The 23,078-nt window shown below is 75.3% G+C and carries 25 protein-coding genes; 9 read left to right on the top strand and 16 right to left on the bottom strand.

The window, feature by feature from the left end:
* Positions 1-115: 115 nt before the first annotated feature.
* Positions 116-1,759: a D-alanyl-D-alanine carboxypeptidase/D-alanyl-D-alanine-endopeptidase gene (gene dacB, locus RMN57_RS22015; RefSeq protein ID WP_313765059.1), complete on the bottom strand. Its 1,644-nt coding sequence runs from the start codon at positions 1,757-1,759 to the stop codon at positions 116-118.
* 76 nt (positions 1,760-1,835) lie between these two features.
* Between dacB and RMN57_RS22010 the strand changes: the two genes are divergently transcribed.
* The gene (locus tag RMN57_RS22010) at positions 1,836-2,327 is read left to right on the top strand and encodes an inorganic diphosphatase (protein WP_030244505.1); all 492 of its coding nucleotides are present in this window, start codon (positions 1,836-1,838) and stop codon (positions 2,325-2,327) included.
* 199 nt (positions 2,328-2,526) lie between these two features.
* On the top strand, positions 2,527-3,198 hold the full coding sequence (locus tag RMN57_RS22005; RefSeq protein ID WP_313765058.1) for a biliverdin-producing heme oxygenase: 672 nt from the start codon (positions 2,527-2,529) through the stop codon (positions 3,196-3,198).
* 81 nt (positions 3,199-3,279) lie between these two features.
* On the opposite strand, the gene RMN57_RS22000 is transcribed toward RMN57_RS22005, so the two are convergent.
* Together RMN57_RS22000 and RMN57_RS21995 are read right to left on the bottom strand one after the other, a co-directional pair.
* The gene (locus RMN57_RS22000) at positions 3,280-4,941 is read right to left on the bottom strand and encodes an HtaA domain-containing protein (RefSeq protein WP_313765057.1); all 1,662 of its coding nucleotides are present in this window, start codon (positions 4,939-4,941) and stop codon (positions 3,280-3,282) included.
* A gap of 40 nt (positions 4,942-4,981) precedes the next feature.
* Positions 4,982-6,532 carry an HtaA domain-containing protein gene (locus tag RMN57_RS21995; protein ID WP_380237353.1) on the bottom strand — a complete coding sequence of 517 codons (1,551 nt, stop codon included), beginning with the start codon at positions 6,530-6,532 and terminating at the stop codon, positions 4,982-4,984.
* 179 nt (positions 6,533-6,711) lie between these two features.
* On the opposite strand from RMN57_RS21995, the gene RMN57_RS21990 reads away from it, so the two are divergent.
* From RMN57_RS21990 to RMN57_RS21980, 3 genes are read left to right on the top strand one after another with little or no spacing between them, the layout of a single operon-like run.
* Positions 6,712-7,728 (top strand): ABC transporter substrate-binding protein, encoded by a 1,017-nt coding sequence (locus tag RMN57_RS21990; RefSeq protein ID WP_313765055.1) that lies wholly within the window; start codon positions 6,712-6,714, stop codon positions 7,726-7,728.
* Positions 7,725-8,795: an iron ABC transporter permease gene (locus tag RMN57_RS21985; protein ID WP_313765054.1), complete on the top strand. Its 1,071-nt coding sequence runs from the start codon at positions 7,725-7,727 to the stop codon at positions 8,793-8,795. The genes RMN57_RS21990 and RMN57_RS21985 overlap by 4 nt, the downstream gene beginning before the upstream one ends.
* 8 nt (positions 8,796-8,803) lie before the next feature.
* A complete protein-coding gene (locus tag RMN57_RS21980) occupies positions 8,804-9,622 on the top strand; it encodes a heme ABC transporter ATP-binding protein (RefSeq protein WP_313767909.1) in 819 nt (272 codons plus the stop codon).
* Between the two features lie 40 nt (positions 9,623-9,662).
* Here RMN57_RS21980 and RMN57_RS21975 read toward each other — a convergent pair whose 3' ends face one another.
* The 3 genes from RMN57_RS21975 to RMN57_RS21965 form a co-directional block, all read right to left on the bottom strand.
* Positions 9,663-9,878, bottom strand: a complete 216-nt coding sequence (locus tag RMN57_RS21975) for a dodecin (protein ID WP_238861161.1) — start codon at positions 9,876-9,878, stop codon at positions 9,663-9,665.
* A gap of 89 nt (positions 9,879-9,967) precedes the next feature.
* Positions 9,968-10,927 carry an asparaginase gene (locus tag RMN57_RS21970; RefSeq protein ID WP_313765053.1) on the bottom strand — a complete coding sequence of 320 codons (960 nt, stop codon included), beginning with the start codon at positions 10,925-10,927 and terminating at the stop codon, positions 9,968-9,970.
* A 75-nt stretch (positions 10,928-11,002) separates the two neighbouring features.
* Complete coding sequence (locus tag RMN57_RS21965) at positions 11,003-11,704, bottom strand: AmfC protein (RefSeq protein ID WP_313765052.1); 702 nt, start codon at positions 11,702-11,704, stop codon at positions 11,003-11,005.
* A 626-nt stretch (positions 11,705-12,330) separates the two neighbouring features.
* Here RMN57_RS21965 and dtd point away from each other — a divergent pair.
* Positions 12,331-12,771 carry a D-aminoacyl-tRNA deacylase gene (dtd, locus tag RMN57_RS21960; protein WP_313765051.1) on the top strand — a complete coding sequence of 147 codons (441 nt, stop codon included), beginning with the start codon at positions 12,331-12,333 and terminating at the stop codon, positions 12,769-12,771.
* Positions 12,772-12,851: 80 nt separating this feature from the next.
* On the opposite strand, the gene RMN57_RS21955 is transcribed toward dtd, so the two are convergent.
* The 3 genes from RMN57_RS21955 to RMN57_RS21945 form a co-directional block, all read right to left on the bottom strand.
* Positions 12,852-13,814 (bottom strand): glycine cleavage T C-terminal barrel domain-containing protein, encoded by a 963-nt coding sequence (locus tag RMN57_RS21955; RefSeq protein ID WP_313765050.1) that lies wholly within the window; start codon positions 13,812-13,814, stop codon positions 12,852-12,854.
* A gap of 10 nt (positions 13,815-13,824) precedes the next feature.
* Positions 13,825-14,289, bottom strand: coding sequence for a Fur family transcriptional regulator (locus RMN57_RS21950; RefSeq protein ID WP_238861151.1), 465 nt, complete (start codon positions 14,287-14,289; stop codon positions 13,825-13,827).
* A 104-nt stretch (positions 14,290-14,393) separates the two neighbouring features.
* Positions 14,394-14,996, bottom strand: coding sequence for an FABP family protein (locus RMN57_RS21945; RefSeq protein WP_313765049.1), 603 nt, complete (start codon positions 14,994-14,996; stop codon positions 14,394-14,396).
* 296 nt (positions 14,997-15,292) lie between these two features.
* Between RMN57_RS21945 and RMN57_RS21940 the strand changes: the two genes are divergently transcribed.
* Positions 15,293-15,661, top strand: coding sequence for a DsrE family protein (locus RMN57_RS21940; protein WP_313765048.1), 369 nt, complete (start codon positions 15,293-15,295; stop codon positions 15,659-15,661).
* 98 nt (positions 15,662-15,759) lie between these two features.
* On the opposite strand, the gene RMN57_RS21935 is transcribed toward RMN57_RS21940, so the two are convergent.
* The 7 genes from RMN57_RS21935 to RMN57_RS21910 all read right to left on the bottom strand — a co-directional run bounded on the left by RMN57_RS21935 (position 15,760) and on the right by RMN57_RS21910 (position 20,439).
* Positions 15,760-16,035: a DUF3099 domain-containing protein gene (locus RMN57_RS21935; RefSeq protein ID WP_238861145.1), complete on the bottom strand. Its 276-nt coding sequence runs from the start codon at positions 16,033-16,035 to the stop codon at positions 15,760-15,762.
* Between the two features lie 74 nt (positions 16,036-16,109).
* The gene (locus RMN57_RS21930) at positions 16,110-16,400 is read right to left on the bottom strand and encodes a DUF1416 domain-containing protein (RefSeq protein WP_093861460.1); all 291 of its coding nucleotides are present in this window, start codon (positions 16,398-16,400) and stop codon (positions 16,110-16,112) included.
* A 40-nt stretch (positions 16,401-16,440) separates the two neighbouring features.
* A complete protein-coding gene (locus RMN57_RS21925) occupies positions 16,441-17,274 on the bottom strand; it encodes a sulfurtransferase (protein ID WP_313765047.1) in 834 nt (277 codons plus the stop codon).
* Positions 17,275-17,531: 257 nt separating this feature from the next.
* Positions 17,532-17,612 (bottom strand): Ms5788A family Cys-rich leader peptide, encoded by an 81-nt coding sequence (locus RMN57_RS37090; RefSeq protein ID WP_350517234.1) that lies wholly within the window; start codon positions 17,610-17,612, stop codon positions 17,532-17,534.
* A gap of 271 nt (positions 17,613-17,883) precedes the next feature.
* Positions 17,884-18,600 (bottom strand): DUF2993 domain-containing protein, encoded by a 717-nt coding sequence (locus tag RMN57_RS21920; RefSeq protein WP_313765046.1) that lies wholly within the window; start codon positions 18,598-18,600, stop codon positions 17,884-17,886.
* Positions 18,601-18,832: 232 nt separating this feature from the next.
* Positions 18,833-20,140 carry a hypothetical protein gene (locus RMN57_RS21915; RefSeq protein WP_313765045.1) on the bottom strand — a complete coding sequence of 436 codons (1,308 nt, stop codon included), beginning with the start codon at positions 20,138-20,140 and terminating at the stop codon, positions 18,833-18,835.
* A 5-nt stretch (positions 20,141-20,145) separates the two neighbouring features.
* Positions 20,146-20,439 (bottom strand): MoaD/ThiS family protein, encoded by a 294-nt coding sequence (locus tag RMN57_RS21910; RefSeq protein WP_238861137.1) that lies wholly within the window; start codon positions 20,437-20,439, stop codon positions 20,146-20,148.
* Between the two features lie 677 nt (positions 20,440-21,116).
* Here RMN57_RS21910 and RMN57_RS21905 point away from each other — a divergent pair.
* Complete coding sequence (locus tag RMN57_RS21905; RefSeq protein WP_313765044.1) at positions 21,117-21,851, top strand: response regulator transcription factor; 735 nt, start codon at positions 21,117-21,119, stop codon at positions 21,849-21,851.
* 143 nt (positions 21,852-21,994) lie between these two features.
* A complete protein-coding gene (locus tag RMN57_RS21900) occupies positions 21,995-23,047 on the top strand; it encodes a LacI family DNA-binding transcriptional regulator (RefSeq protein WP_313765043.1) in 1,053 nt (350 codons plus the stop codon).
* Positions 23,048-23,078: the final 31 nt, after the last annotated feature.

The following is a 23,078-nucleotide window of genomic DNA, read 5'->3' as shown; positions in this document are numbered from 1 at the left end:
TGCTCGGACCCATCGAGGGGAGCCACCCGTGGCAACGGCCCGCGAACGGGACGGGGCCGGGGGCCTCCGGAGGCCGTTGCGCGGGCCGGCGGGGCGCTGACGGCGCGACAGCCGGTCAGTGGCAGCCGCAGGCGGCGATCCGGGCCACCACGCGGTCCATGGCGGCGCGGGCGGTGTCGGCGGGGGCGGTGGTCTTCGTCATCACGGCGAACACCAACAGCCGGCCCTCACTGTCCACCACCGTGCCGGCCAGGGTGTTGACGCCGCTGAGGCTGCCGGTCTTGGCCCGGACCAGGCCGGCCGCGTCGACCGCGCCCGACCCGGAGCCGAACCGCTTGCCGAGGGTGCCGGTGAACCCGGCGATCGGCAGGCCGGTGAGCACCGGGCGCAGTGCCGGGTGCTGCTCGGAGGCGGCCAGCGCCAGCAGGTGGACCAGGACGGCCGGCGGGATCGCGTTGTTCGGGTGCAGCCCGCTGCCGTCGTTGAGCACCACGCCGGCCATCGGAACGCCGAGCCGGGCGAGCTCCTGGGTGACGGCGGTGGCCGCGCCCTCGAAGCTGGCCGGCTGGTGCGCGGCGAGGGCGGCCTGACGGGCGATCGCCTCGGCGAGGGTGTTGTCCGAGGTGGTCAGCAGCCGCTCGACCAGCCTGGCGACGGTCGGCGAGTCCACCCGGCCGAGGACGGGCGCGGTGGCGGCCGCCGGGGCGGCGGCGGGCTTGGCCTTGCCCTCGACGGTGATGCCCTGGGCCTTCAGCAGCGCGGCGAAGGCCTCGGCGGCCTGCCCGGCCGGGTCGGCGACGCGCGGCGGGGCGTCCTCCCGGCTCTTCGGGTCGACCTTGCCCTCGTCCACCATCAGCGGGGTGACCAGCGCGATGTTCTCGGCGTCGTGGTTCTTGTGCTGGGGGTTCCCGGAGTAGAGCGAGAGGTCGTAGTCGAGCTTGACCGCGGTGGTGCCGGCGGCCTTGAGCGCCGCCGCGGTCTGCCGGGCGAGCGCGTCCAGCGAGGCGGGGGCGGTGTCGGCGTCGGCGGGCAGGCCGCCGATCTGCACCTGGTCCGCGGGCAGCGCGGTGAGGGTCGGGTCGCCGCCACCCACCAGGGTGATCTCGCCGGGAGCCGCGCCCTTGACGACCCGGGTGGTCAGCCGGGTGTCGGCCGGGATCAGCGAGAGCGCGGCGACCGAGGTCGCCAGCTTGGTGGTGGAGGCGGGCGTCGCCGGGGTGTTCTCGCCCGAGCCGTAGAGGAGTTGGCCGCCGGCGGCGTCGGCGACGGCGAAGCTGACGGTGCCCAGGTTCTTGTCGCCGAGCGCGGCGGCGAGCGCCTGCTGGAGCCCCTTGGCGGTCGGCAGCCCGGTGCTCGGGCCGGCCTCGGCCAGCGCCAGGACGGCCCCGGCGGCGGGCGCCGGGCGCGCGGCGCCCGGGGAGGCGGCGCCCGGGGAGGCGGCCGAGGAGGCCGGGGCGGAGGAGCCGGCCGAGGGGGCCCGGGTGGCGGAGGCCGTCCCGGTCGGGCGGGGCGTCTCGGTGGCGCCCGTGCGCCCCTTGCCCTTGCCGTTGCCCCCCTTGTTGTCGTTGTCGCCGCCGGGCCTGCCGTCCCGGCCGTCGTCCTCGTCGTGGCCGGCGCTGTGCCCGCCGGGCGGCGGGGAGGGCTGTGCGTACGCGCCACCACCCGAGGTCAGGACCGTACCGGCGACCAGCAGCGCCGCCCCGACCAGCCCCGCGGCCGTCCCCCTGCGGCGGCGACCCGCCCCGACCCCTGCACCCACCGACCGGCCCCTTTCCTGAGCACTCACTCCCGTAGGAGACACTTGGATTCTGTCAGTCCCTACCTTGGAGGAACCGTTGGAGTTCGACGTCCTTATCGAAATCCCGAAGGGCTCTCGTAACAAGTACGAGGTCGACCACGAGACCGGCCGCCTGCGGCTCGACCGGATGCTCTTCACCTCGACCCGCTACCCGGCCGACTACGGCTACGTGGAGGGCACGCTCGGCGAGGACGGCGACCCGCTGGACGCGCTGGTCATCCTGGACGAGCCGACCTTCCCCGGCTGCCTGATCAAGTGCCGCGCGATCGGCATGTTCCAGATGACGGACGAGGCCGGCGGCGACGACAAGCTGCTCTGCGTCCCGGCGACCGACCCGCGCTGGGAGCACCTGCGGGACATCCACCACGTGTCGGAGTTCGACCGCCTGGAGATCCAGCACTTCTTCGAGGTCTACAAGGACCTGGAGCCCGGCAAGTCGGTCGAGGGTGCCAACTGGGTCGGCCGCGCCGAGGCCGAGGCCGAGGTCACCGCGTCGATCAAGCGCCTGGCGGAGCAGGGCGGTCACTGAGCCGTCGTGCCGATCTCGTCGGCCCGGGGCCGTTCGAGGTAGGTCGAGGCAGTCGGAGGCCGGGGTACGCGGAGCAGTCCGCGGCCCCGGCCTTCGCCGTTCCCGGAGCCGGCCACATCGTGCCGACACCCTGTCGGCATCCAGATAACTTAGGTTAGGCTAACCATAATTCGAGGTCGATTCGATCCCTGGAGGCCGCATGACCGCGCCCGAGCAACCCGCCCCGTTCTCGACCGTGCTCCGCACCGCCAGCAGCGAGGAGCACGCGGCCGCGGAGCAGTCGCCGTTCATGAGCCGCCTGCTCGGCGGGCAGCTCGGGATCGACGCCTACGCCGACCTCACGGGCCAGCTCTGGTACGTCTACCGCGCCCTGGAGGAGCGGGCCGACGTGCTCGCCGGGCACCCGGTGGCCGGGCCGTTCATCGACCGGGCACTGCTGCGCACGGCCGCCATCGAGCGCGACCTGGCGCACCTGCGCGGGCCCGACTGGCGCACCGGGCTGTCGCCGCTGCCGGCCACCTCCGCCTACGCGGACCGGGTGGCGGAGCTGGCGGCCGAGTGGCCCGCCGGGTACGTGGCGCACCACTACACCCGTTACCTGGGTGACCTGTCGGGCGGCCAGATCATCCGCGGGATCGCCGAGCGGACCTGGGGCTTCGAGCGCAGGGGCGACGGCGTCCGGTTCTACGTCTTCGAGGAGGTCGCCAACCCGGCCGCCCTCAAGCGCGAGTACCGGGCCAAGCTGGACGCGGCCGGACGCGCCCTCGACGAGGTCGGGCGCCGGCGGGTGGTCGAGGAGTGCAAGCGCGCCTTCGCCCTCAACGGCGCGGTCTTCCGCGCCCTGGACGCGCGCTACCCGCTGAGTGCCTAGCCGGACGCAGAAACGATTCTTCCGACGGCCGGGCCCCGGCGAGCGACTGCTCGCCGGGGCCCGGCCCGTTCTGCCGCCGGGTCAGGACTGCGGGCTCCGGCGGCGGACCAGCACCGTGGCACCGCCGCCGGCCAGCAGCAGCCCGGCCGCCGTCGCGAGCAGCGGCACCACCGGGGTGGACGAACCGGTCGAGGCCAGCACGCCGCCGCCGGGGCCGGCACTGCCGCCGGTGGTCAGCGAGGCTCCGGCGACCACGCCGGTACCGGTGAGGGCGGCGGCCCTGGCGCCGGTACCGGCCGCGGGGCCGCCCGCCGGGGCGGCCGGCAGCTCGGCGGCCCGGTCGACGGCCAGCGAGACGGTGACCGGGTCGAGCGCCTCACCGGCCGGGTAGCTGCCGAAGACGGGCACCCCCTCGGCCGTCAGGGTGGCCGGGACGCCGGAGAGCGCCACCACGCCGCCGACCGGGGCCGGGTTCGCCCGGGAGAGGTCCAGCTTCGCGATCCTGGCGGCGGTCAGCGCGACATCGGGCTTGCCGTCGCGCGACTTGGCGCGGACGTCGGCGGTCAGGTAGGCACCGTCCCGGTCGACGGCCAGGCCGAGCTTCGAGAGCGTGGTGTCCAGCTGGTACCCGCCGCCGGCCTCGGGGTGGCCGAGGAAGCGGACCGAGCCGCTGAAGCCGACCGCCACCGCGTGGTTGACGGTGTCGTAGCTGCCGGTGGCACCGCCGAATCGGTAGTCGGACGCGCCGCCGCCGAACTCCACCTTGCCGCCGGTCATCGGCTTCGCCAGGTAGCTGCGGAAGCTCTCCTTCACCGACCAGTCGAGGGTGCCGTTCACGACGGCGAGCCGTCCGGTGCCGGTCGGGGCGGCGGTCCCGGTCGGGGCGGGCGTGCCGGTGGCCGTCGGGGAGGCGGACGCGGACGGCGAGCCGGTGGCGCTCGGGGACCGCGTCGCGGACGGGGAGGCGGTCGAGGTCGCGGACGGGCTCGCGGACGGCGAACCCGTGGCCGTGGCGGTCGCCGTCGGCGAGGCGGTGGTGCTCGGGGACCGCGTCGCGGACGGGGAGGCGGACGGCGCGCCCGTGACCGTGGCGGTCGGCGACGGTTCGGCCGGGCGCTGCTGCAGCAGCAGCGCCAGCGGATCCATCTCCGTACCCGCCGGGTAGAAGCCCGCGAAGGCCTTCGCCCCCTGCTCGGTGAGCTTGGCCGCGGTTGGCACGCCCGTCGTGGTGTCCCGGCCGACGGTGAACGTCACCAGCGGCACGTCGTCCCGTCGGGTGGTCTCGGCGGCGCCGACCGACTCCTTGGAGGCGGTGTCGGCGGTGAGCGTGCCGGTCGTGCCCGAGGTGGTGAGCTTCAGGTCGCTCAGCGCCACGTCCAGCGCGCCGTGGTGGGCGGTGAACCGGACGCCCCCGGTGAACGCCGCGGTGAGGGCGTGGGTGGCCAGGTCGTAGCGCGCGTTCGCCAGCGCGAAGTGGAAGCCGCCGTCGGCGTTGGCGGTGGCGCCGCCGCTGAGCTCCACCGCGCCCTGCCCGACCGGCCCGGTGACGTAGCTGCGGAAGCTGGCCTTGACCCCCCAGTCCAGCGCACCGGTGGCGTAGTCGATGCTGCCGGGCCCACCCGCGCCGAACGCCAGTGCGGGGGCGCCGAAGGCGGTCAGGCCGAGGCCGGCGGTGGCGGCTGCGAGGGCGGCCAGCCGGGTGCGGTTGCGGCGGCCTGCGGGCAGGGCGGTGCTGCGGGACATGGCGGTACTCCGTTTCGGTGAGCGGGGGGACGGGCCGACGTCAGGCCGGATCGGCGGGGGTGGCGTCGGAGGGGGTGGCCGCGGCGGCGTCCCGGTCGGCCGGGACGGCCCGGCGCCGGCGGCGGGCGAGCACGCCGCCGCCGACCGCGGCCAGGGCGGCCGCCAGCACGGCGCCGGCCACCACCGCGACGGGGAGGCCGTCCGAGGAGGAGGGTGCGGCCGCGGGTGCGGCGGCGGGCGTCGCGGTGGCGGCCGGGCTCGGCGCGGTGGGCGGGGCGCTGCCGAGGTCGGGCAGCGGGGGGAGCGCGGCGCCCGGTTCGAGGGCGACGGCGAAGCTCAGCGGGTCCATCTCGGTGCCGGGCGGGTAGAGCCCGCCGAAGGCCCTGGAGCCCGCCTCGGTGAGCCTCAGCGGCAGCTCGGCGGCCTTGAGCAGACCGCCCTCGGGCTTCAGGCCGGCCGCGTCGAACACGGCCAGCTCGACGCCGCTCAGCTGCTGCGTGCTGCCGTCCGGCGTGCGGCCGGAGACGTCGGCGAGCAGCCGGCCCCGGCCGTCGGCGACCTCCACCGCCGGACGGGCCAGGGTGAGGTCGAGTCCGTAGGCGTCGCCCGTGCGCATGCCGGTGAAGCGGACGGTCCCGGTGAAGGCGGCGGTCAGCGCGCCGGTGGCGGGCTCGTAGCGGCCCTCGGCCGGGGTCCAGCGGAAGTACGCGCCACCGTCGGCCGCCCCGCCGCCGAGCTCCCAACGCCCCTGCGCGACGGCGCCGGTGACGTAGTCGCGGAAGGTCCTGCGCACGCCCCAGTCGAGCGCGCCGGCCGAGAAGGCCGTCCGCTCGGGGGCACCGGGGGCACCGGGGGCGGCGGTCGGGTCGGGCACCGGCGTGGCGGAGGCGTTGGCGGGAGGAGCGGTGGCGGAGGGCTCGGCGGCCGGCCCCGAGGCGGTGACCGGGGGCGGACTCGACGGTGCGGCGGGGAGGTTGACGGAGAGGGCGACCGGGTCCAGCGCCGTGCCGGCCGGGTAGAAGCCGCCGAAGGCCCGGGCCCCGGCGTCGGTCAGCGTGGCGGGCACCCCGGTGAGGGTCAGCGTTCCCGCCGCGCCCCGCAGGTCGACACCGGCCAGCGAGAGGTCGGCCAGCTTGGCCTGGCCCACGCGGTCGACCCGGCCGGTCTCCCGCGACTTGCTGCTGACGTCCGCGTACAGCCCGGCCGCCCCGCCCGGGGCGGCCCGGAACGTGAGCCGGGCGATGCTCAGGTCGAGGGCGTCGGCCCCGTTCTCCCGGTGCCCGGTGAACCGGACCCCGCCGGAGAACGCGGCGCTCAGCGCGCCGGTCGCCGGGTCGTAGACACCGTCGGCCGAGTGGAACCGGAAGGTGTTCCCGCCGACCGTCGCGGCGCCCCCGCTCAGGCTCCAACCACCCTTGGCGACGGGACCGGTGACGTACGTCAGGAAGGACTGCCGGATCCCCCAGTCCAGCCGCCCGCCGGAGACCCGGCCCTCCGCCGCCACCGCCGCGACCGGCGGCAGCGCCACCGTCAGCAGGGCGGCGAGGGCGGCCACCAGGGTGGCTGCCAGGCGACGGAACCGTCTGGGCAGAGGCACGGCGGATCACTCCTCGGCGCGACAGGGGAAGGGGCCGGCGCGACACCGACCCCCTTGCGAAACTCAGGTAAGGCTAACCTAATATACGAGTCAAGAGTCCCGCCGCCCGCCCGCGCCACCGGCCCGCCGAGCGGCGCCAACTCCCTCCGAAGGGAAGAGTGTTGAGCAGCCGAATGATCCGAAGCCGGGTGGCCCGCGGGCCTGCGCTCCTCCTGCTCGCCCTCGGCCTGCTGCTCATGCCGACCGCCTGCGGACCGGCCTCCGGCCCCGCCGGCGCGGCCCCGGGCGCCGGCACCGCGAAGGCCCCCGACACCGTCGAACCGCTGCCCGGCGAACCCGCCCCGCAGCTGCCCGCCACCACCGCCTCCGCCGACGGCCGCCAGGTCACCGTGGCCAGCGCCGAGCGGATCGTCCCGCTCAACGGCAGCCTCGCCGAGATCGTGTTCAGCCTCGGCCTCGGCCCCAGGGTGGTCGCCCGGGACGTCTCCACCACCTTCCAGCAGGCCGCCGCCCTGCCCGTGATCACCCAGGCCCACGACGTCTCCGCCGAGGGCGTGCTCTCGCTGCGCCCCACCGTCGTCCTCGCCGACCGCTCCACCGGCCCGGCCGAGGCCGTCGCCCAGATCCGCGCGGCCGGCGTCCCGCTGCTCGTCCTGGACGACGCCAAGCGGATCGCCGACGTCGGCCCCCGGATCGACACCGTCGCCGCGGCGCTCGGAGTCCCGGACGCCGGAAGGCGGTTGAAGGAGCGCACCGAGCAGCGGATCGCCGAGGCGAAGGCCGCCACCACCGCTCCCGGGCACCGGCCCAAGGTCGCCTTCCTCTACCTGCGCGGCAGCGCCTCGGTCTACCTGCTCGGCGGCCCGGAGTCCGGCGCCGGCTCGCTGATCGAGGCGGTCGGCGGGGAGGACGCCGGCACCGCCGCCGGGCTCACCGGCGACTTCACCCCGCTCACCAGCGAGGCCCTGGTCAAGGCCGCCCCCGACGCGATCCTGGTGATGAGCAAGGGCCTGGAGTCGGTCGGCGGTGTCGACGGCCTCCTCCGACTGCCCGGCGTCGCACAGACCCCGGCCGGCCTCGACCGGCGGATCGTCTCCGTGGAGGACGGCCAACTGCTCAGCTACGGCCCGCGCACCCCGCAGGTCCTGCGCGAGATCGCCGAGCAGCTCCACCCGGCGGCCGCCCGGTGAGCACCGCCGTCCGGGGGAAGGGCCTCCCGCTGCCCGCCGTCCGCAGCCGCACCGCGCTGCTCACCGCCGGGCTGGCGGCCGCCCTGCTGCTCTGCGTCCTGCTCGCGGCCGGCCTGGGCGCCTACCGCATCCCGCTCGGTGACGTCCTCGCCTCCGGCGCCCACCGGCTCGGCCTCGGCGGACACGCCCTGGACCGCGTCCCCGAGTCCGTGCTCTGGAACGTCCGGCTGCCCCGGGTGGTGCTGGCCCTGCTGGTCGGCGGCTCGCTCGGCTGCGCGGGCGCGCTGATGCAGGGCGTGTTCGGCAACCCGCTGGCCGAACCCGCCGTGATCGGCGTCTCCTCCGGCGGCGCGGTCGGCGCGGTCGGCTGCATCGTGCTCGGCCTGGACGCCCTCGGCAGCTGGACGGTGACCGTCTCCGCCTTCGCCACCGGCCTGCTGACGGTCTTCGCGGTCTACGCGATGTCCCGCGCCGGCGGCCGCACCGAGGTGGTGACGCTGATCCTCACCGGCGTCGCCGTCAACGCCTTCTGCGGCGCGCTGATCGGCATCTTCCTGTTCACCGCCGACTCCGCCGCGATCAGCCAGGTCACCTTCTGGCAGCTCGGCTCGCTCGCCCAGGCGACCTGGGGCAAGGTGCTCGCCGTCCTGCCGTTCGCCGCCGCCGGGCTCCTGGCGGCCCCGCTCCACGCGCGCCGGCTGGACCTGCTGGCCCTCGGCGAGCGCCCGGCCCGCCACCTCGGCGTGGACGTCGAGCGGATGCGGCTGGTGCTGATCACCGTCGTCGCGCTGCTCACCGCCGCCGCCGTCGCGGTCAGCGGCATCATCGGCTTCGTCGGGCTGGTCGTCCCGCACCTGCTGCGGATGGCCGCCGGCCCCGGCCACCGCTTCCTGCTGCCCGCCTCGGCCCTCGGCGGGGCACTCGTCCTGGTCGCCGGCGACCTCGCCGCCCGGACCCTCGCCCAGCCCGCCGAACTCCCGCTCGGGGTGCTCACGGCACTGATCGGCAGCCCGTTCTTCTTCTGGCTGCTGCGCCGTACCAGGACCAAGCAGGGAGGCTGGGCGTGAGGCTGGGCATGAGGCTGCGCACCCGCCGCGAGGTGCCCGAACGGCCCCTGCCGGGGGCGGAACTGCTCACCGCCGAGGCGGTCCGGCTGGCCGTCGGCGGTCGCGAGCCGCTGGCCGGCGCCTCGGTCCGGGTCCGGGCCGGCGAGGTGCTGGCGCTGCTCGGGCCGAACGGCGCCGGGAAGTCCACCCTGCTCTCCGTCCTGGCCGGTGACGTCCCGCCGACCGCCGGCGAGGTCCGGCTGCACGGCCGCCCGCTGGCCGGCTACGGGGCCGCCGAGCTCGCCCTGCACCGGGCGCTGCTGCCGCAGTCCGCGGAGCTGTCCTTCCCGTTCCCGGCCGGCGAGGTGGTCCGGATGGGCCGCGCCCCCTGGGCCGGTACCCCGGCCGCCGCCGAGGACGGGGCGGTGATCGCCGAGGCGATGGCCGCCACCGAGTCCACCGTCTTCGCCGGCCGCCCGTTCACCGCGCTGTCCGGCGGCGAACGGGCCCGGGTCGCACTCGCCCGGGTACTGGCCCAGCGGGCCCCGCTGCTGCTCCTGGACGAGCCCACCGCCGCCCTCGACCTGCGCCACCAGGAGCTGGTGCTGCGGGTCGCCCGGGCACGCGCCGCCGCCGGCGACGCCGTGGTGGTGGTGCTGCACGACCTCTCGCTGGCGGCGGCCTACGCGGACCGGGTGGTGCTGCTGGCGGCCGGCGCGACCGTGGCGGACGGGCCGGTGGCCGAGGTGTTGCGGGCGCCGCTGTTGAGCGAGGTGTACGGCCACCCGGTGGAGGTGCTGCCGCACCCGCACACCGGCGTCCCGCTGGTGCTGCCGGAACGCGGGTAGCGCCGGCGCCCGCCGCCGCGGCGGTGTGGGTGGCGGCGGGTCAGGCCTCGTCGTCCAGCCGGAAACCGATCTTCAGGCCGACCTGGAAGTGCTGGATCCGGCCGTCCGCGAGGTGGCCCCGGACCTGCGTCACCTCGAACCAGTCGAGGTTGCGCAGCGTCCGGGACGCCCGTTCGACCCCGTTGCGGACGGCCGCGTCGATCGACTCGGTCGAGGACCCGACGATCTCGGTCACCCGGTACACGTGCTCGCTCATGACCACTCCCTCAGCTGTGCGACGGCCCCCGGTCCACCGTGCACCGCGTCCGGGCGGTCCGCACGCCGGGGGCAGCCGGCCAGGGCGGCTCAGAAGGCGGCGCGGACCCCGCCCACCGGCACCCCGCCGCCGAGCAGCGGCGCGGCGGCGATCCGCTCCAGCGTGCCGTCCGCGGCCGTCACGCCCAGCCGGCGCAGCGCGGCCGCCAGGACCGGTCCGCGGGCCCGCTCGGCGCCGTCGTCGATCTTGAAGGCGAGCGCCCGGCCGTCCGGCAGCGCCACCACCTGCACCGCCTCGGCGCCCATCTTGGAGAGCGCGCCCGGCACCGCGCGCATCAGCCAGGTGTCGGCCCGGCGGGTGCCGGCCACGTACTCGGGGTGCGCCCGCATCGCGTCCGCGACCCGGCGCTGCGGGGTGCCCTCCTCGGCCAGCAGCAGCGCGCGGTAGCCGCGGGCCAGGCCGGTCAGCGTGACGGCCAGCAGCGGCGCGCCGCAGCCGTCCACGCCGGCGTGCGCGACCGGCTCGCCGGTGGCCTCCTGCAGGGCCTCGCCGGCCAGCTGCTGGACCGGGTGGGCCGGGTCCAGGTAGCTGTCGGTGGGCCAGCCGTTGGCGACGCAGGCGGCCAGCCAGCCGGCGTGCTTGCCGGAGCAGTCCATCAGGATCGGGGCGCGCTCGCCGCCGGAGCGCAGGTGCCGCTCGGCCTCGGCCTCGTCCAGCGGAAGGTCGGCCGGGGTCCGCAGGGCGGACTCGTCCAGCCCGGCGGCGGCCAGGATCCGCCGGACGCCGTCCTGGTGGAACGTTTCCGCAGAGTGGCTGGAGGCCGCCAGTGCCAGCAGCTCGCCCTCGATCTGCAGCCCCGCCCGCAGGGTGGCCACCGCCTGGAACGGCTTCGCGCACGAGCGCGGGAAGACCGGCGCGTCCGGCGAACCGAGCGCGAACTCCACCGAGCCGTCGGCGGCGAGCAGCACCAGCGAACCGTGGTGCCGGCCCTCGGTGAAGCCCGACCGTATGACCTCGGCGAGGACGGGCAGGGCGGCGGGGTCGGTCATGGCGGAGGCCTTCCGGGGTGAGGGTGGACCGGGGGCGAGCCGAGCCCGCCCCCGCCCCCAGGGTGCCTCACCCGGTCAGAGCGGGCCGCCTGCGAGCAGGTCGTCGACCCGTGCTTCCCCATCACGGTACCTGCGGGTGATTTCCGCACTGCAGCCGTCCGCCGTGCGCAGCAGCAGCTGCCGCCGGCCGGACACCTCGCGCTCGTGCGCCCGGAGCCGGTCCAGCGCCGCGAGCAGCTCCTCCGCCGGGTGCGCGGCCAGGTCGGCCAGCTGGACGTCGCCCATCAGCGCGTCCGCCTCCACCTGCGACTGGAGGCCGCGCGGCGGCCCCAGGGTGACGTGCCGGGCGGAGCGCCGAACGGTGGAGGGGGCGTCGGTGAGGATGGCCGGCAGCCGGTCCAGCAGCGCCCCGGCGGCGCCCTCGGCCCCCGCCGGCACCAGGACCGAGGCGCCGGGACGGCGGTCCAGCTCGGCCCGGAGGATGTCCATCCGCCCGTGCAGCAGGCGCCGCAGGTAGGAGAGGTCGGCCTCCTGCTCCAGGGTCTCCCGGCGCAGGGTCCGCAGCTGGTCCAGGCCGAGCCCCCCCAGATCGGGCTCCCCCGCACGCTCCGCCGCCGGGCCGTCCGCCACGGGGTCCGTCGGTGTCCGGCCTGGTGTCCGGCCGACGGGCGGGCCGGGGACGCCTCCCGGCCGGACCGGGGCGCAGGGGCCCGCCGCCGGCTCCGCGCCCTCGGGGGCCCGCCCGTCCCGGTCCTGTGCCGCGCTGCTCGCGTCCATCAACCAACCACCTGCCGTCGTCCGATCCCGCCCGCTCGCGGCACCTCGTCGCCTGCCGCCGGTCCGGCCCGTTCCCGGGCGGCCGTCGCGCGCCCGTCGCGGCCGCCCGTCGATGGACGGGTCGTCCGATGGCACGCCCGGGCGCCCCCGATGGTTCCCGCCCCCGGCCGGTGCCACCCGCCGGGGCGACACCGCCCGAACACCCGATCCACCGACTCGGCCGCCCGGCCGAACCGGGCCCGGCGCGGCGGACCTTGACGCCCCGGACCCCTGGTACGGCCCCAGGGTGCCACCCCGCCGGGCGCCCGTGCACCGCCCGTGCACCCGAACGGCCCCCTGGCGAACGAGGGTGGCTGATATGACCGGGGCATTCCGCAGCGGGACCGGCGCCAGGCCGAGCGCGGGCGCACACCGTCCGGCGCACGCCTCACCGTTGCGCGCCCCCTGGGGAGCACTCACGGTGCCGGGCGGGAAGCGCGGCGGACGGCCGCACGCGGCTGCCACACAACCGCCGGCGGCCGCGCGGCAGCGGGCCGGGGGCCGCATGGCGGGCGGGCCGGGGGGCTGCGTGGCGGGCGGGCCGGGGGGCTGCGTGGCGGGGATGCCGGCTCCGGCACAATGGCCGCATGCGAGCAGTGGTGCAGCGAGTGACCGAGGCCCGGGTGACGGTGGCCGGCGAGACCGTCGGTGCGATCGAGGGGCCCGGGCTCTGCGTCCTGGTCGGCGTCACGCACGAGGACACGCCCGCCAAGGCGGCCCAGCTGGCCCGCAAGCTCTGGACCCTGCGGCTGCTGGAGGCCGACGAGAACGGCGTCGAGCAGTCCTGCTCCGACCTGGCCGCGCCGTTGCTGGTGATCAGCCAGTTCACGCTCTACGGCGACGCCCGCAAGGGCCGCCGCCCCACCTGGAACGCCGCCGCCCCCGGCCCGGTCGCCGAACCGCTGGTCGACGAGGTCGTCGCCCAGCTGCGCGCGCTCGGCGCCAAGGTGGAGACCGGCCGGTTCGGCGCGGACATGCAGGTGGCCCTGGTGAACGACGGCCCGTTCACCGTGCTCGTCGAGGTCTGAGGCCCCGTCGGCCGGGGCTCCGGGGTGCCCGGTCGACCGTCCACGGTCGGCCGCGGACGGTCGGCCGGGGGCCGGGCCGGCTACTGCGGGACGATCACGTCCTGCGTCCCCGGCACGGTGCCAGCCAGCAGCACCGCGTCCACCGGCACGTTCCGCTTGACGATCGCCAGCGCGATCGGCCCCAGCTCGTGGTGGCGCGCCGAGGACGTCACGAAGCCCAGCGACCGGCCCTCCGGGTCCGAGGCGAGCCGCACCTCCGTCCCGTGCGGGGGCAGCACCTCCTCGGTGCCGTCCAGGTGCAGGAAGACCAGCCGGCGCGGCGGGCGGCCCAGGTTGTGCACCCGGGCGACCGTCTCCTGGCCCCGGTAGCAGCCCTTCTGCAGGTGAACGGCGGTCGTCAGCCAGTCCACCTCGTGCGGAATCGTCCGGTGGTCGGTCTCGAAGCCCAGCCGCGGCCGGTGGCCCTCGATCCGCAGCGCCTCGTACGCCCAGACCCCGGCCGCCGGGCCGTAGCCCGCGGTCAGCTCCTCCAGCTCGGCGCGCGGCAGGAAGAAGTCCCGCCCGTACGGCAGCTCGCGCACCGCCGCCGCGCCGTCCGCCGGGGCGGTGGAGCCGGCCGGCAGGTGCACCACCGCGTAGTCGGCGGTCGCGTCCGCGACCTCGACCCGGTAGAAGAACTTCATGCTCTCCAGGTAGCCGACCAGGGCCTGCTCGGTGCCCGGCTCGACGTGCGCCCAGGTGGTGGTGCCGTCGTCGACGAGGTACAGCGCGTGCTCGACGTGCCCGTTCGGGGAGAGCACCAGCGCCTCGGTGGCCTGCTGCGGGGGCAGCGCGCTGACGTGCTGGGTGACCAGCAGGTGCAGCCAGCTCAGCCGGTCCTCGCCGGTGACGGTGACGACGCCGCGGTGCGAGAGGTCCACGAAGCCCGCGCCCTGCGCGAGGTTGCGCTGCTCGCGGAAGATGTCGCCGTAGTGGGCGGCCACGCCCTCGTCGGTTCCCTCGGCGGGGACGGCACCGGGCAGCGCAAGCAGCGGGCTCTTCATACCGGCCAGCTTACGACCCGCCCTCCGCGCGCTTGGCGGTGCAGTCGGCACAGCGGCCGAAGATGGCGAAATGCTTCAGGTCGGTGTCGAAGCCGTGCTGCTCGCGCAGACTGTCGATCAGCGGCCGGGCGATCTCGGTACCGGTCTCGGTGACCTTCTCGCAGTCCCGGCAGACCAGGTGCAGGTGGTGGTGGCGGCCGGCCAGGTGGTACGTCGGGGCGCCGTGGCCGAGGTGGGCGTGCGAGACCAGGCCGAGCTCCTCCAGCAGCTCCAGCGTCCGGTAGACGGTGGAGATGTTGATGCCGCTGGCGGTCTTGCGGACGTGGCCGAGGATGTCGTCCGGGGTCGCGTGGTCGAGCACGTCGACCGCCTCCAGGACGAGCTGGCGCTGGGGCGTGAGGCGGTAGCCGCGCTCGCGCAGATCCGCCTTCCAGTCGCCGGAGAGCTGCCAGTCGGTGGTGCCGGTGTCCGCCACGGTGCTGTCCCTGCCAAGGTCGGGGGTCCTGAGGCAAGTGTAGGGACCGGCCGGCGGCCGGTCCCTACCTCCTGCGCGCTTCGCGGGCTCCGGGCGGAGCCGGCTCAGCGGAAGAACGCGATGCCGTCGTCCGGCAGGTCGTTGATGTCCTTGATCAGCTGCGCCGGGCTGAGCACCTTCTTCAGCTGCGCGGACATGTACGGGCGCAGCTCCACCTCGGGCGCCGACTTCTCGCCGACCCAGAGCAGCTCCTCGTTGACGAAGCCGTACAGGCGCTTGCCGCCGGAGTACGGCGCCGAGCCCTCGATCCGGGCCACGGCGTCGGTGGCGACCTCGACCTGCGGCTTGCCGTCGGCCAGCTCGCCGTACCAGACCTCGACGGTGCCGTCGTCGCGGACGGAGGAGATCTCGATCCCCCGGGCGCCGCTGGTGCCGTGGGCGTTGCTGGTGATGCGCCAGAAGGCGTGCTCGTTCTCCAGCGGGCGGACCTTCTCGCCCTCCTCGTTCAGCACCCAGGTGCGGGAGCGGAACTCGAGGAAGGGGCGACCGTCGTGCCGGAAGACGACCTCCTGGCCGAAGTTGCACTTCTCCGCACCCAGGCCCTCTTCACCGGGCAGCGGGGCGTAGACGCCCGCGCCCTCCCAGGTGCCGAGGAGGAAGGCGAGCGGGACGACGTCCTTGTGGAGGTCAGAGGGGATCTCGATCATGTTCCTGGTCGCTGTCGTCGGTGTGGGACTGCTTCAACCGTACGGCAGCGGGTCAGCGCTGGCCCTGGTACAGCTTCATCACGGAGAAGATGGCGAACCAGGTGATCAGCACGGCCATGAGGGCCAGCAGACCGTCGAAGAACATTTCCAGACCGGACACGGGGTGCTCCCAGGCGGCGACAGTGTGGTGGATTTTGCTGGCGCTCACTCTATCCGCCGGGTGTCGGCGGGTCGCGGTGAGCCCCACCACGTCGCGCGCCCGGCAAGATCCGAACGAGAGGCCCTAGGGTGACGTCATGTCGTCGAAGAAGCTTGTAGTCAAGGTCACGGCCGGGGCCGACGCGCCGGAGCGCTGCTCCCAGGCCTTCACGGTGGCGGCGGTCGCCGCGGCCAGTGGGGTCGAGGTCTCGCTCTGGCTGACCGGGGAGTCCTCCTGGTTCGCCCTCCCGGGCCGCGCGGCGGAGTTCGAGCTGCCGCACGCGGCGCCGCTGCCGGACCTGATCGAGTCGATCCTGGCGGGGGGCGGCGGCATCACGCTCTGCACCCAGTGCGCCGCCCGGCGCGGGATCGAGGAGAAGGACACCGTCGAGGGCGTCCGGATCGCGGGCGCGCAGGTCTTCGTCAGCGAGATCATGGCCGACGGCGTGCAGGCGCTCGTCTACTAGTACTGCCGCTACTGCTGGTACGGCCGGTGCTGCGCAGTGCCGCCGGTGCTGCGCAGTGCCGCCGGTGCTGCACCGGTGCGGGTCCGCCCGGCCGGGCGTCACCGGTCGCGCGGTTCGTGGTCGGGCCGGTTCCGGTCGTGGCCGGGATCGTCCCACTTCGGATCGTCCCAGCGCGGGTCGTTCCACCAGTCGTCCTCCGGGTCCCGCCGGTTGGCGAAGACCGCGGCGGCGGGCGGGATGACCATCGCGACCAGGCACATGCCGATCGCGGCCGGTACGGACCAGAACCGCACCACGCCCCAGGCCAGGACGAACAGCCCGAGGCAGACGCCCATCATGGCGAAGTAGTAGCGGTGTCGCCGGCGTGCCTGCACCCCTCCACGGTATGCCTGAGGGCCCCTGCTCGGCAGGGGCCCTCAGTGCGTGTCCGTGGGCGGACCGGCGGTCGTCAGACCGCGATCGCGACCTCGGTCAGGTTGCCCTGGGAGGCGACCACCTGGCGGTCCACGGTCTGGCCCGGCACCAGCGCGCGCAGGGTCCACTTGCCCGGGCGGGCGAAGAACCGGAACTGGCCGGTCGCCGAGGTGGGCACCTCGGCCGTGAACTCGCCGCCCTCGTCGAGCAGCCGGACGTAGCCGTTGACCGGCTCGCCGTCTCGGGTCACGGAACCCTGGATGATCGTCTCGTTCGCCACGTCAACTCCTGCCAGGTCCGGGCCACCGGCCTTCGCACCGCACATGTCTTGTCTTCCCTTCTGACTTACGCGTGGAGCCGGCGGCTCAGTTGCCGAGCTCGATCGGCACGCCGACGAGGCTGCCGTACTCGGTCCACGAGCCGTCGTAGTTCTTCACGTTCTGCTGGCCGAGCAGCTCGTGCAGCACGAACCAGGTGAGCGCGGAGCGCTCGCCGATGCGGCAGTAGGCGATGGTGTCCTTCGCCAGGTCGATGCCCTCGGCCTCGTACAGCGCCGTGAGCTCCGCGTCGCTCTTGAAGGTGCCGTCGTCGTTGGCGTTCTTGGCCCACGGGATGTTCCGGGCGCTCGGCACGTGGCCGGGGCGCTGCGACTGCTCCTGCGGCAGGTGGGCCGGGGCGAGCAGCTTGCCGGAGAACTCGTCGGGCGAGCGGACGTCGACCAGGTTCAGGGTGCCGATGGCGGCGACCACGTCGTCGCGGAAGGCGCGGATCGAGGAGTCGGCGGCCTGCGCCTTGTACTCGGTCGCGGCGCGCTGCGGCACCTCGGAGACCAGGTCGCGGGAGTCGAGCTCCCACTTCTTGCGGCCGCCGTCCAGCAGGCGGACGTCGCCGTGGCCGTACAGCTTGAAGTACCAGTAGGCGTACGAGGCGAACCAGTTGTTGTTGCCGCCGTAGAGCACGACGGTGTCGTCGTTGGCGATGCCCTTGGCACTGAGCAGCGCCTCGAAGCCGGCCTGGTCGATGAAGTCGCGGCGCACCGGGTCCTGGAGGTCCTTCTTCCAGTCGATCCGGACGGCGTTGCGGATGTGGTTCTTGTCGTAGGCGGAGGTGTCCTCGTCGACCTCGACGATGACGACCTTCGGGTCGTCCAGGTGGGCCTGGACCCAGTCGGCGTCGACCAGGACGTCGCTGCGGCTCATGGTGGTGTCTCCATCCGGGGGCGGTTGGCGGAAGGTGGTGCTGCTACGGGGGTCCCCCGGCCGGGGGCCGAGGAGGTCGTGCGGGTCGCCCGGTGGCGGCCGGTCCGAATCCCTGTCCGAATACTGGGACGACGGAGGGTGCGCGGTACGGCCGGGCGGTGCTCTGCGGGGTACAGCCGGGACGGGCGGCCGGGACGCCGGCCCTGGTCACCGGGGAATTCGGCGGCGGGCGGCAACTGCCCTGCCATTACGCCGAGTTAGCGCATTCGACACAGACAGGCGGCCACGCGGCACAGGTCTACCGCCCGCCGCTTCGTGAGGTCCGTCTGTCGCTTCATGCCGACGATGCTAGGGACACCGGACGCCCGCTGTCATCAGCGTATCGAATAGCGAGACCAGAACATTCGCATGTTGGGATTTGGCCATTCTGCGGGCGGCGGGCACCGGCCGGGGGCCGCCCCGAGGGCCGTACGGAGGTGGGAACGACACCGCTCCGCGGCCGGCGCTGGACAGCGCGTCTCGCGGAGCGGAACGGTCGGGTGGGCTGGGCCACGCCGGCCCGGGGGCCCGGGGGCCCGGGGGCCCGGGGACGGCGTCATCGGCCCGCGGTCAGCCGATGAGCTTGACGCCCTTGCCGTCGAAGCTCAGCCGGAGACCGTCCTCCTGCGGCGACACCCCGGCCAGGTTGAGCCCGGCCGGCAGCGCGGAGAGCGTGAAGCTGATCGGCTCGATCTGCTGGTTGGACAGGCCCGCCAGCATCCCGGCCATCCCGCTGAGCTTGAAACCGTCCGCCGTGACGGTGTTGCCCTGGCTGTGCAGCACGCCCTCGCCCACCGGGAGCGGGCCGAGCGAGGCCTTGATCTTGCCTGGGCCGCCGTAGGAGAGGCTCAACCGGGTGCTGCCCCCGATCGGGAGCTTGCCCGCGCTCGGCACCAGCTGGGACGCCGGCGGCAGCAGCTGGGACAGGTCCGCGTACGTGATCAGGCCGGTGCCGCTGCCGTGGTCCACGGTGGCGCTCGTCATGCTGCCGCTCACCTCGACCCCGGACAGCTCGGCCTTGAAGGAGTGCAGGGCCACCTGGCGGCTGCCGTCGCCCACGGTGAGCCCGTCCGCCGAGATCCGGACGTCGTCCAGCTTCATCGACAGGGCCTGGGTGAGGAACGGGAAGCCCTCGATCGACACGTCGGGGCGCTTGCTCATCCGGCCGCTCTTCAGCAGCTGGTCGGCGGCCTCGTCCTCGGCCACGCCGACGGCGATCCGATCGGCGCCCGCCAGCAGACCGCAGAGCACCCCCACCACGATCGTCGCTTTCAGCCAACCGCGCATCGCTCTCCCCCGTCGTCGCCCGTCGTCGTCCTGAAGGTGTCGTCCTGCCGTGCTGTCGTGCCGGTCGTCGCCCCCGCCCGGTCGCGGCCATCCGGTACGGCCGCTTCCGCACGACCGTACGACGTCCCGCCCCGGAGCATGGTTCCGGGGCGGGACGTCGTACGGGTGCGGCGCCGCGGGCGGGCACCGGGCCGGGCCGGTGCCCGTGCCCGTGCCCGGTGTGGCGCCGGGGTCAGCCGGCCAGCAGGCGGGTCGCGATCCAGACCAGCGGCGCGGCCACCGCCAGCGGCAGCGCCACGCCCGCCGTCATGTGCACGAAGCGGGACGGGAAGTCGTACCCGGCCACCCGGCGGCCGACCAGCGCACCGAGGCCCGCGAGGGCGCCCAGCGCCGGCGGCGCGCCCACGGCCAGACCGAGCACCACCGCCGCGACCAGGCCGAGCACCGGCCCCAACTGCTTCGGGCCGGGCAGCGGCGCCGCGGCCAGCACGGTGGCCAGCGCGACCGCGCCGACCGCCGCCGGCACCCAGTCGGCCAGCAGCAGCGCGGTGCAGAGCACCGTCACCACGGTGGCCGAACCGAGCACGGTCAGCGCGTAGAACCGCTCCTTCGGGTCCGCCGGCCGGAACGTCTGCAGCACCATCACCAGCAGGAAGAACCCGCCGAGGGTGCCGACCACGGCCGCCGCGCCGCCGTTCGCGTCGGCCAGCAGCACCGCCGCGTCGGCGGTCAGACCGGCCAGCGCGGCGAGCGCGATGCCCTGGCGGGCCGGCCACATTCCGTTCAGCCGGAACCAGCCGGCCGCCGTCAGTGCCTGGAGCGGCGCCAGGGCCAGTGCGAGCCCGACCTGCCCGAGCGCGGCACCGCCGGCGAGCAGGGCGGCGGCGCCGGCGGTGATCAGGGCCGGCTGCAGCCCCGGGTCGATGATCGGCGAGCCGGTCCGGGCCGCCGGTGCGGGCGAGGCGACCGGGCCGGGCTGCGCCGGGACGGCGCCGGGCGGCGGCACGGCCGGGTACGGCGCGGCCGGGGCCTGCGGCGCGTGGCCGCCCGCGGGCACCGGGCGCTTGAGCGTCATGGTCGGCGGGTCGAAGGCCTGGGCCGGGGCCTGGCCGGGGGCGGGCGCCGGGGCGCCGCCGGGCGCCGGGCCCGACACCACGACCGGCGGCAGCAGCGTGGTGGCCCCGGCGTCGTCCATCGCCGGGACCGGCGGCAGCAGCGTGGTCGCCGCGGCGTCGTCGACCGGCGGAAGCGGCTGCTGGCCGTACGGGGCCGGCGCGTGGCCCGGCCCGGGGGCGTACGGGTGCGCCGCGTGCCCCTGCAGTGCTTCCGGCTCCGGCGCGTACGCCTGCTGGGGGTCGTACGCCTGCTGCGCCTGGTACGGGTGCCGGGCGTCGTACGACTGCGGCTGCGGGGTCTGCGGGTACTCGGCCTGCGGCTGCGGGGTCTGCGGGTAATGGGCCACCTGCGGCGGCGGGGTCTGCGGGTACTGCGGCTGCGGCCAGCCGCCCTGGGCGCCGTGCACCTGGTTCGGATCGGTCACGCCGCTCACCCTCCCGCGAACGGCGGGAGGACCTCGACCGTCCCGCCCTCGGTGAGGGCCACGGTCGCGTGGTCGCGGCCGCCGACCGGCGAGCCGTCCACCAGGTACGAGCAGTGTCCGAGCAGCCGGACGAGCTTCGGCCGGTCCGCGTGCCGTTCCTTGGCCCCGGCCAGCGCCTCCGCCAGGGTCGCCGCCTCGTACGGCTCCTCGGCCAGCCCGGCCTCCGACTTCGCCGCCGCCCAGTAGCGGATCGTCCCGCTCACCCGGGCGGCTTCCGCCGGCTCCGTGGTCGCGCCCATGGCAACCCCTTCTCGTCGTCCTCGCCCGCGACCGGTGCCCGGTCGGGCCGCCATCGGAGCGGCCGAACACCACCCGAAAGGGGTACGCACGCGGTGCCGCCGATGTGCGTCCCATGATGGCGTGTCCGTCACCGCGACCGGCAATCGCCCCGGTCCGGAGGCCGCCCGCGGACCGCCGGGGCTGTGGTCAGGCTCACCCCGGATGCGCCTGGTTCGCCCGATGCGCCGCTTTCGGGACCTCCCGGTGCGGGAGCCGGTCGGCTATTCTCGTGCCCTGAGGGATCCGGGCAGAGTCGCCCCCGGGTCCTTTTGTGCTTTCAGGACGCCAGTACGGACGTTCTTGCGATTCGTCGGCCCACCCCCGGCGCACCGCAGGAACCGCCCCGCCATTCGCGGCACAACGACGTGCCCGGGCCCGGCAGGGGTGTTCGGACACCCGGCGCCGGGCCGCCGCCCGGTACCGGAACAGACCGGAAGGTTCGCGGGATGAGCAGGGCAGGAGCGGTGCCCCAGGGGTTGCGGGACCCCCGGCGCGCGGGCCGTCCCGCCGTGCACGCCGGCGAATCCTCCGGAGGAGACCAGGCGCCCTCTCTCCCCCTCACCTCAGCACGAGCGCCATCCGGCTGTGGCGGCAGCCGCAACGCGACCGCGACGACCCGGAAAGGGGACTACCGGGTATGAGTTCTCTGCTCCTCCTCACCAACGCACTGCAGCCCTCCGCGGAGGTCCTGCCGGCCCTGGGCCTGCTGCTGCACAACGTCCGGGTGGCCCCGGCCGAGGGATCGGCCCTGGTCGACACCCCCAGCGCCGACGTCATCCTGGTCGACGGCCGGCGGGACCTGCCGCAGATCCGCAGCCTCTGCCAGCTGCTGCGCTCGACCGGGATCGGCTGCCCGCTGATCCTGGTGGTCACCGAGGGCGGCCTGGCGGCGGTCACCGCCGAGTGGGGCGTCGACGACGTCCTGCTGGACACCGCAGGCCCCGCCGAGGTCGAGGCCCGGCTCCGGCTCGCCCTGGGACGGCGGCTGCAGGAGGCCGTCGACGACAGCCCGATGGAGATCCGCAACGGCGACCTCTCGGTCGACGAGGCCACCTACTCCGCCAAGCTCAAGGGCCGCGTGCTCGACCTCACCTTCAAGGAGTTCGAGCTGCTCAAGTACCTCGCCCAGCACCCCGGCCGGGTCTTCACCCGGGCGCAGCTGCTGCAGGAGGTCTGGGGCTACGACTACTTCGGCGGCACCCGGACCGTCGACGTCCACGTCCGGCGGCTGCGCGCCAAGCTCGGCGTCGAGCACGAGGGGCTGATCGGCACGGTGCGCAACGTCGGCTACCGCTTCGTCGTCCCGGACAAGGCCGAGAAGGGCGAGCGCGCGGAGCCCGCCCAGCGCGCGTCGGCCCCGGTGGAGGCCTGACGAGGCCTGACGAGGCCTGACCGCAGGCCGGGCGGGCCCACCCGCCCGGCCTGTCCGGATTCGCCCCGGGCTGTCCAGGGCGATTCCGGCGGCCGGCCGAGCTCCCACTGCCCCGGCGGACGCCACACGCGTAGACTCCCCCCGTGGCCAAAGTGACGCGCGACGATGTAGCCCGACTGGCTGGTACCTCGACCGCGGTCGTCAGCTACGTCATCAACAACGGGCCGCGCCCGGTCGCGCCCGCCACCAAGGAGAAGGTGCTCGCGGCGATCGAGCAGCTCGGCTACCGGCCGAACAGCGTCGCCCAGGCGATGGCCTCCCGCCGCACCAACCTCATCGGCATGGTCGTCCCCGACGCCCGCCAGCCGTTCTTCGCCGAGATGGCGCACGCCGTCGAACGGGCCGCCTCCGAGCGCGGCAAGCTCGTGCTGATCGGCAACTCCGACTACGTGGACGACCGCGAGGTGCACTACGTCCGCGCCTTCCTCGGCATGCGGGTCTCCGGCCTGATCCTGGTCAGCCAGGGCCCCTCCCAGCGGGCCGCCGAGGAGTTCGCCGCGATGGAGGGGGCCAAGGTGGTGCTGCTGCACCGCCGGCCCGAGGCGATCGACGACGTCGCGGTGGTCACCGACGACGTGGGCGGCGCCGAGGCCGTCGTCCGCCACCTGCTGGAGGAGCACGGGCACCCGTACGTGGCCTGCTTCGGCGGCCCGGTCGACTCCCCCGCCCCCGGCGACCCGGTCATCGACCACGTCGAGGGCTGGCAGCGCGCCATGGACGCGCACGGCCTGCCCACCGAGCCGCACCTGATCGACGCGCCCTTCCACCGCTACGGCGCCTACGAGGTCGCGCTCGGCGTGCTGCGCTCGGCGGACCGCCCGTCGGCGATCTTCTGCTCCACCGACGACCAGGCGATCGGCGTCCTGCGGGCGGCCCGCGAGGTCGGCCTGCGGGTGCCGGAGGACCTCGCGGTGGCCGGCTTCGACGACGTGCCCGAGGCCGCCCTCGCCGACCCGCCGCTGACCACCGTCGCCTCCGACCGCGACGCGATGGCCCGGGCCGCGGTGGACCTGGTGCTGGACGACTCGCTGATGGTGCCCGGCTCGGACACCGAACGGGTCCGGAAGTTCCCGTCGCGCCTGGTCGTGCGGCGTTCCTGCGGCTGCCACCCGGACCGGGTGCCGACCCCGGTCTGACCAGGCTTTATGAGAAGTCAACGGGCTTCTC

Origin of the sequence: Kitasatospora sp. CM 4170, assembly GCF_032110285.1 — a bacterium.
In the GTDB taxonomy this organism is placed as follows: domain Bacteria; phylum Actinomycetota; class Actinomycetes; order Streptomycetales; family Streptomycetaceae; genus Kitasatospora; species Kitasatospora aburaviensis.
Note: the sequence above shows the minus strand (reverse complement) of the source record. Positions and strands in the feature narration are given on the sequence as shown.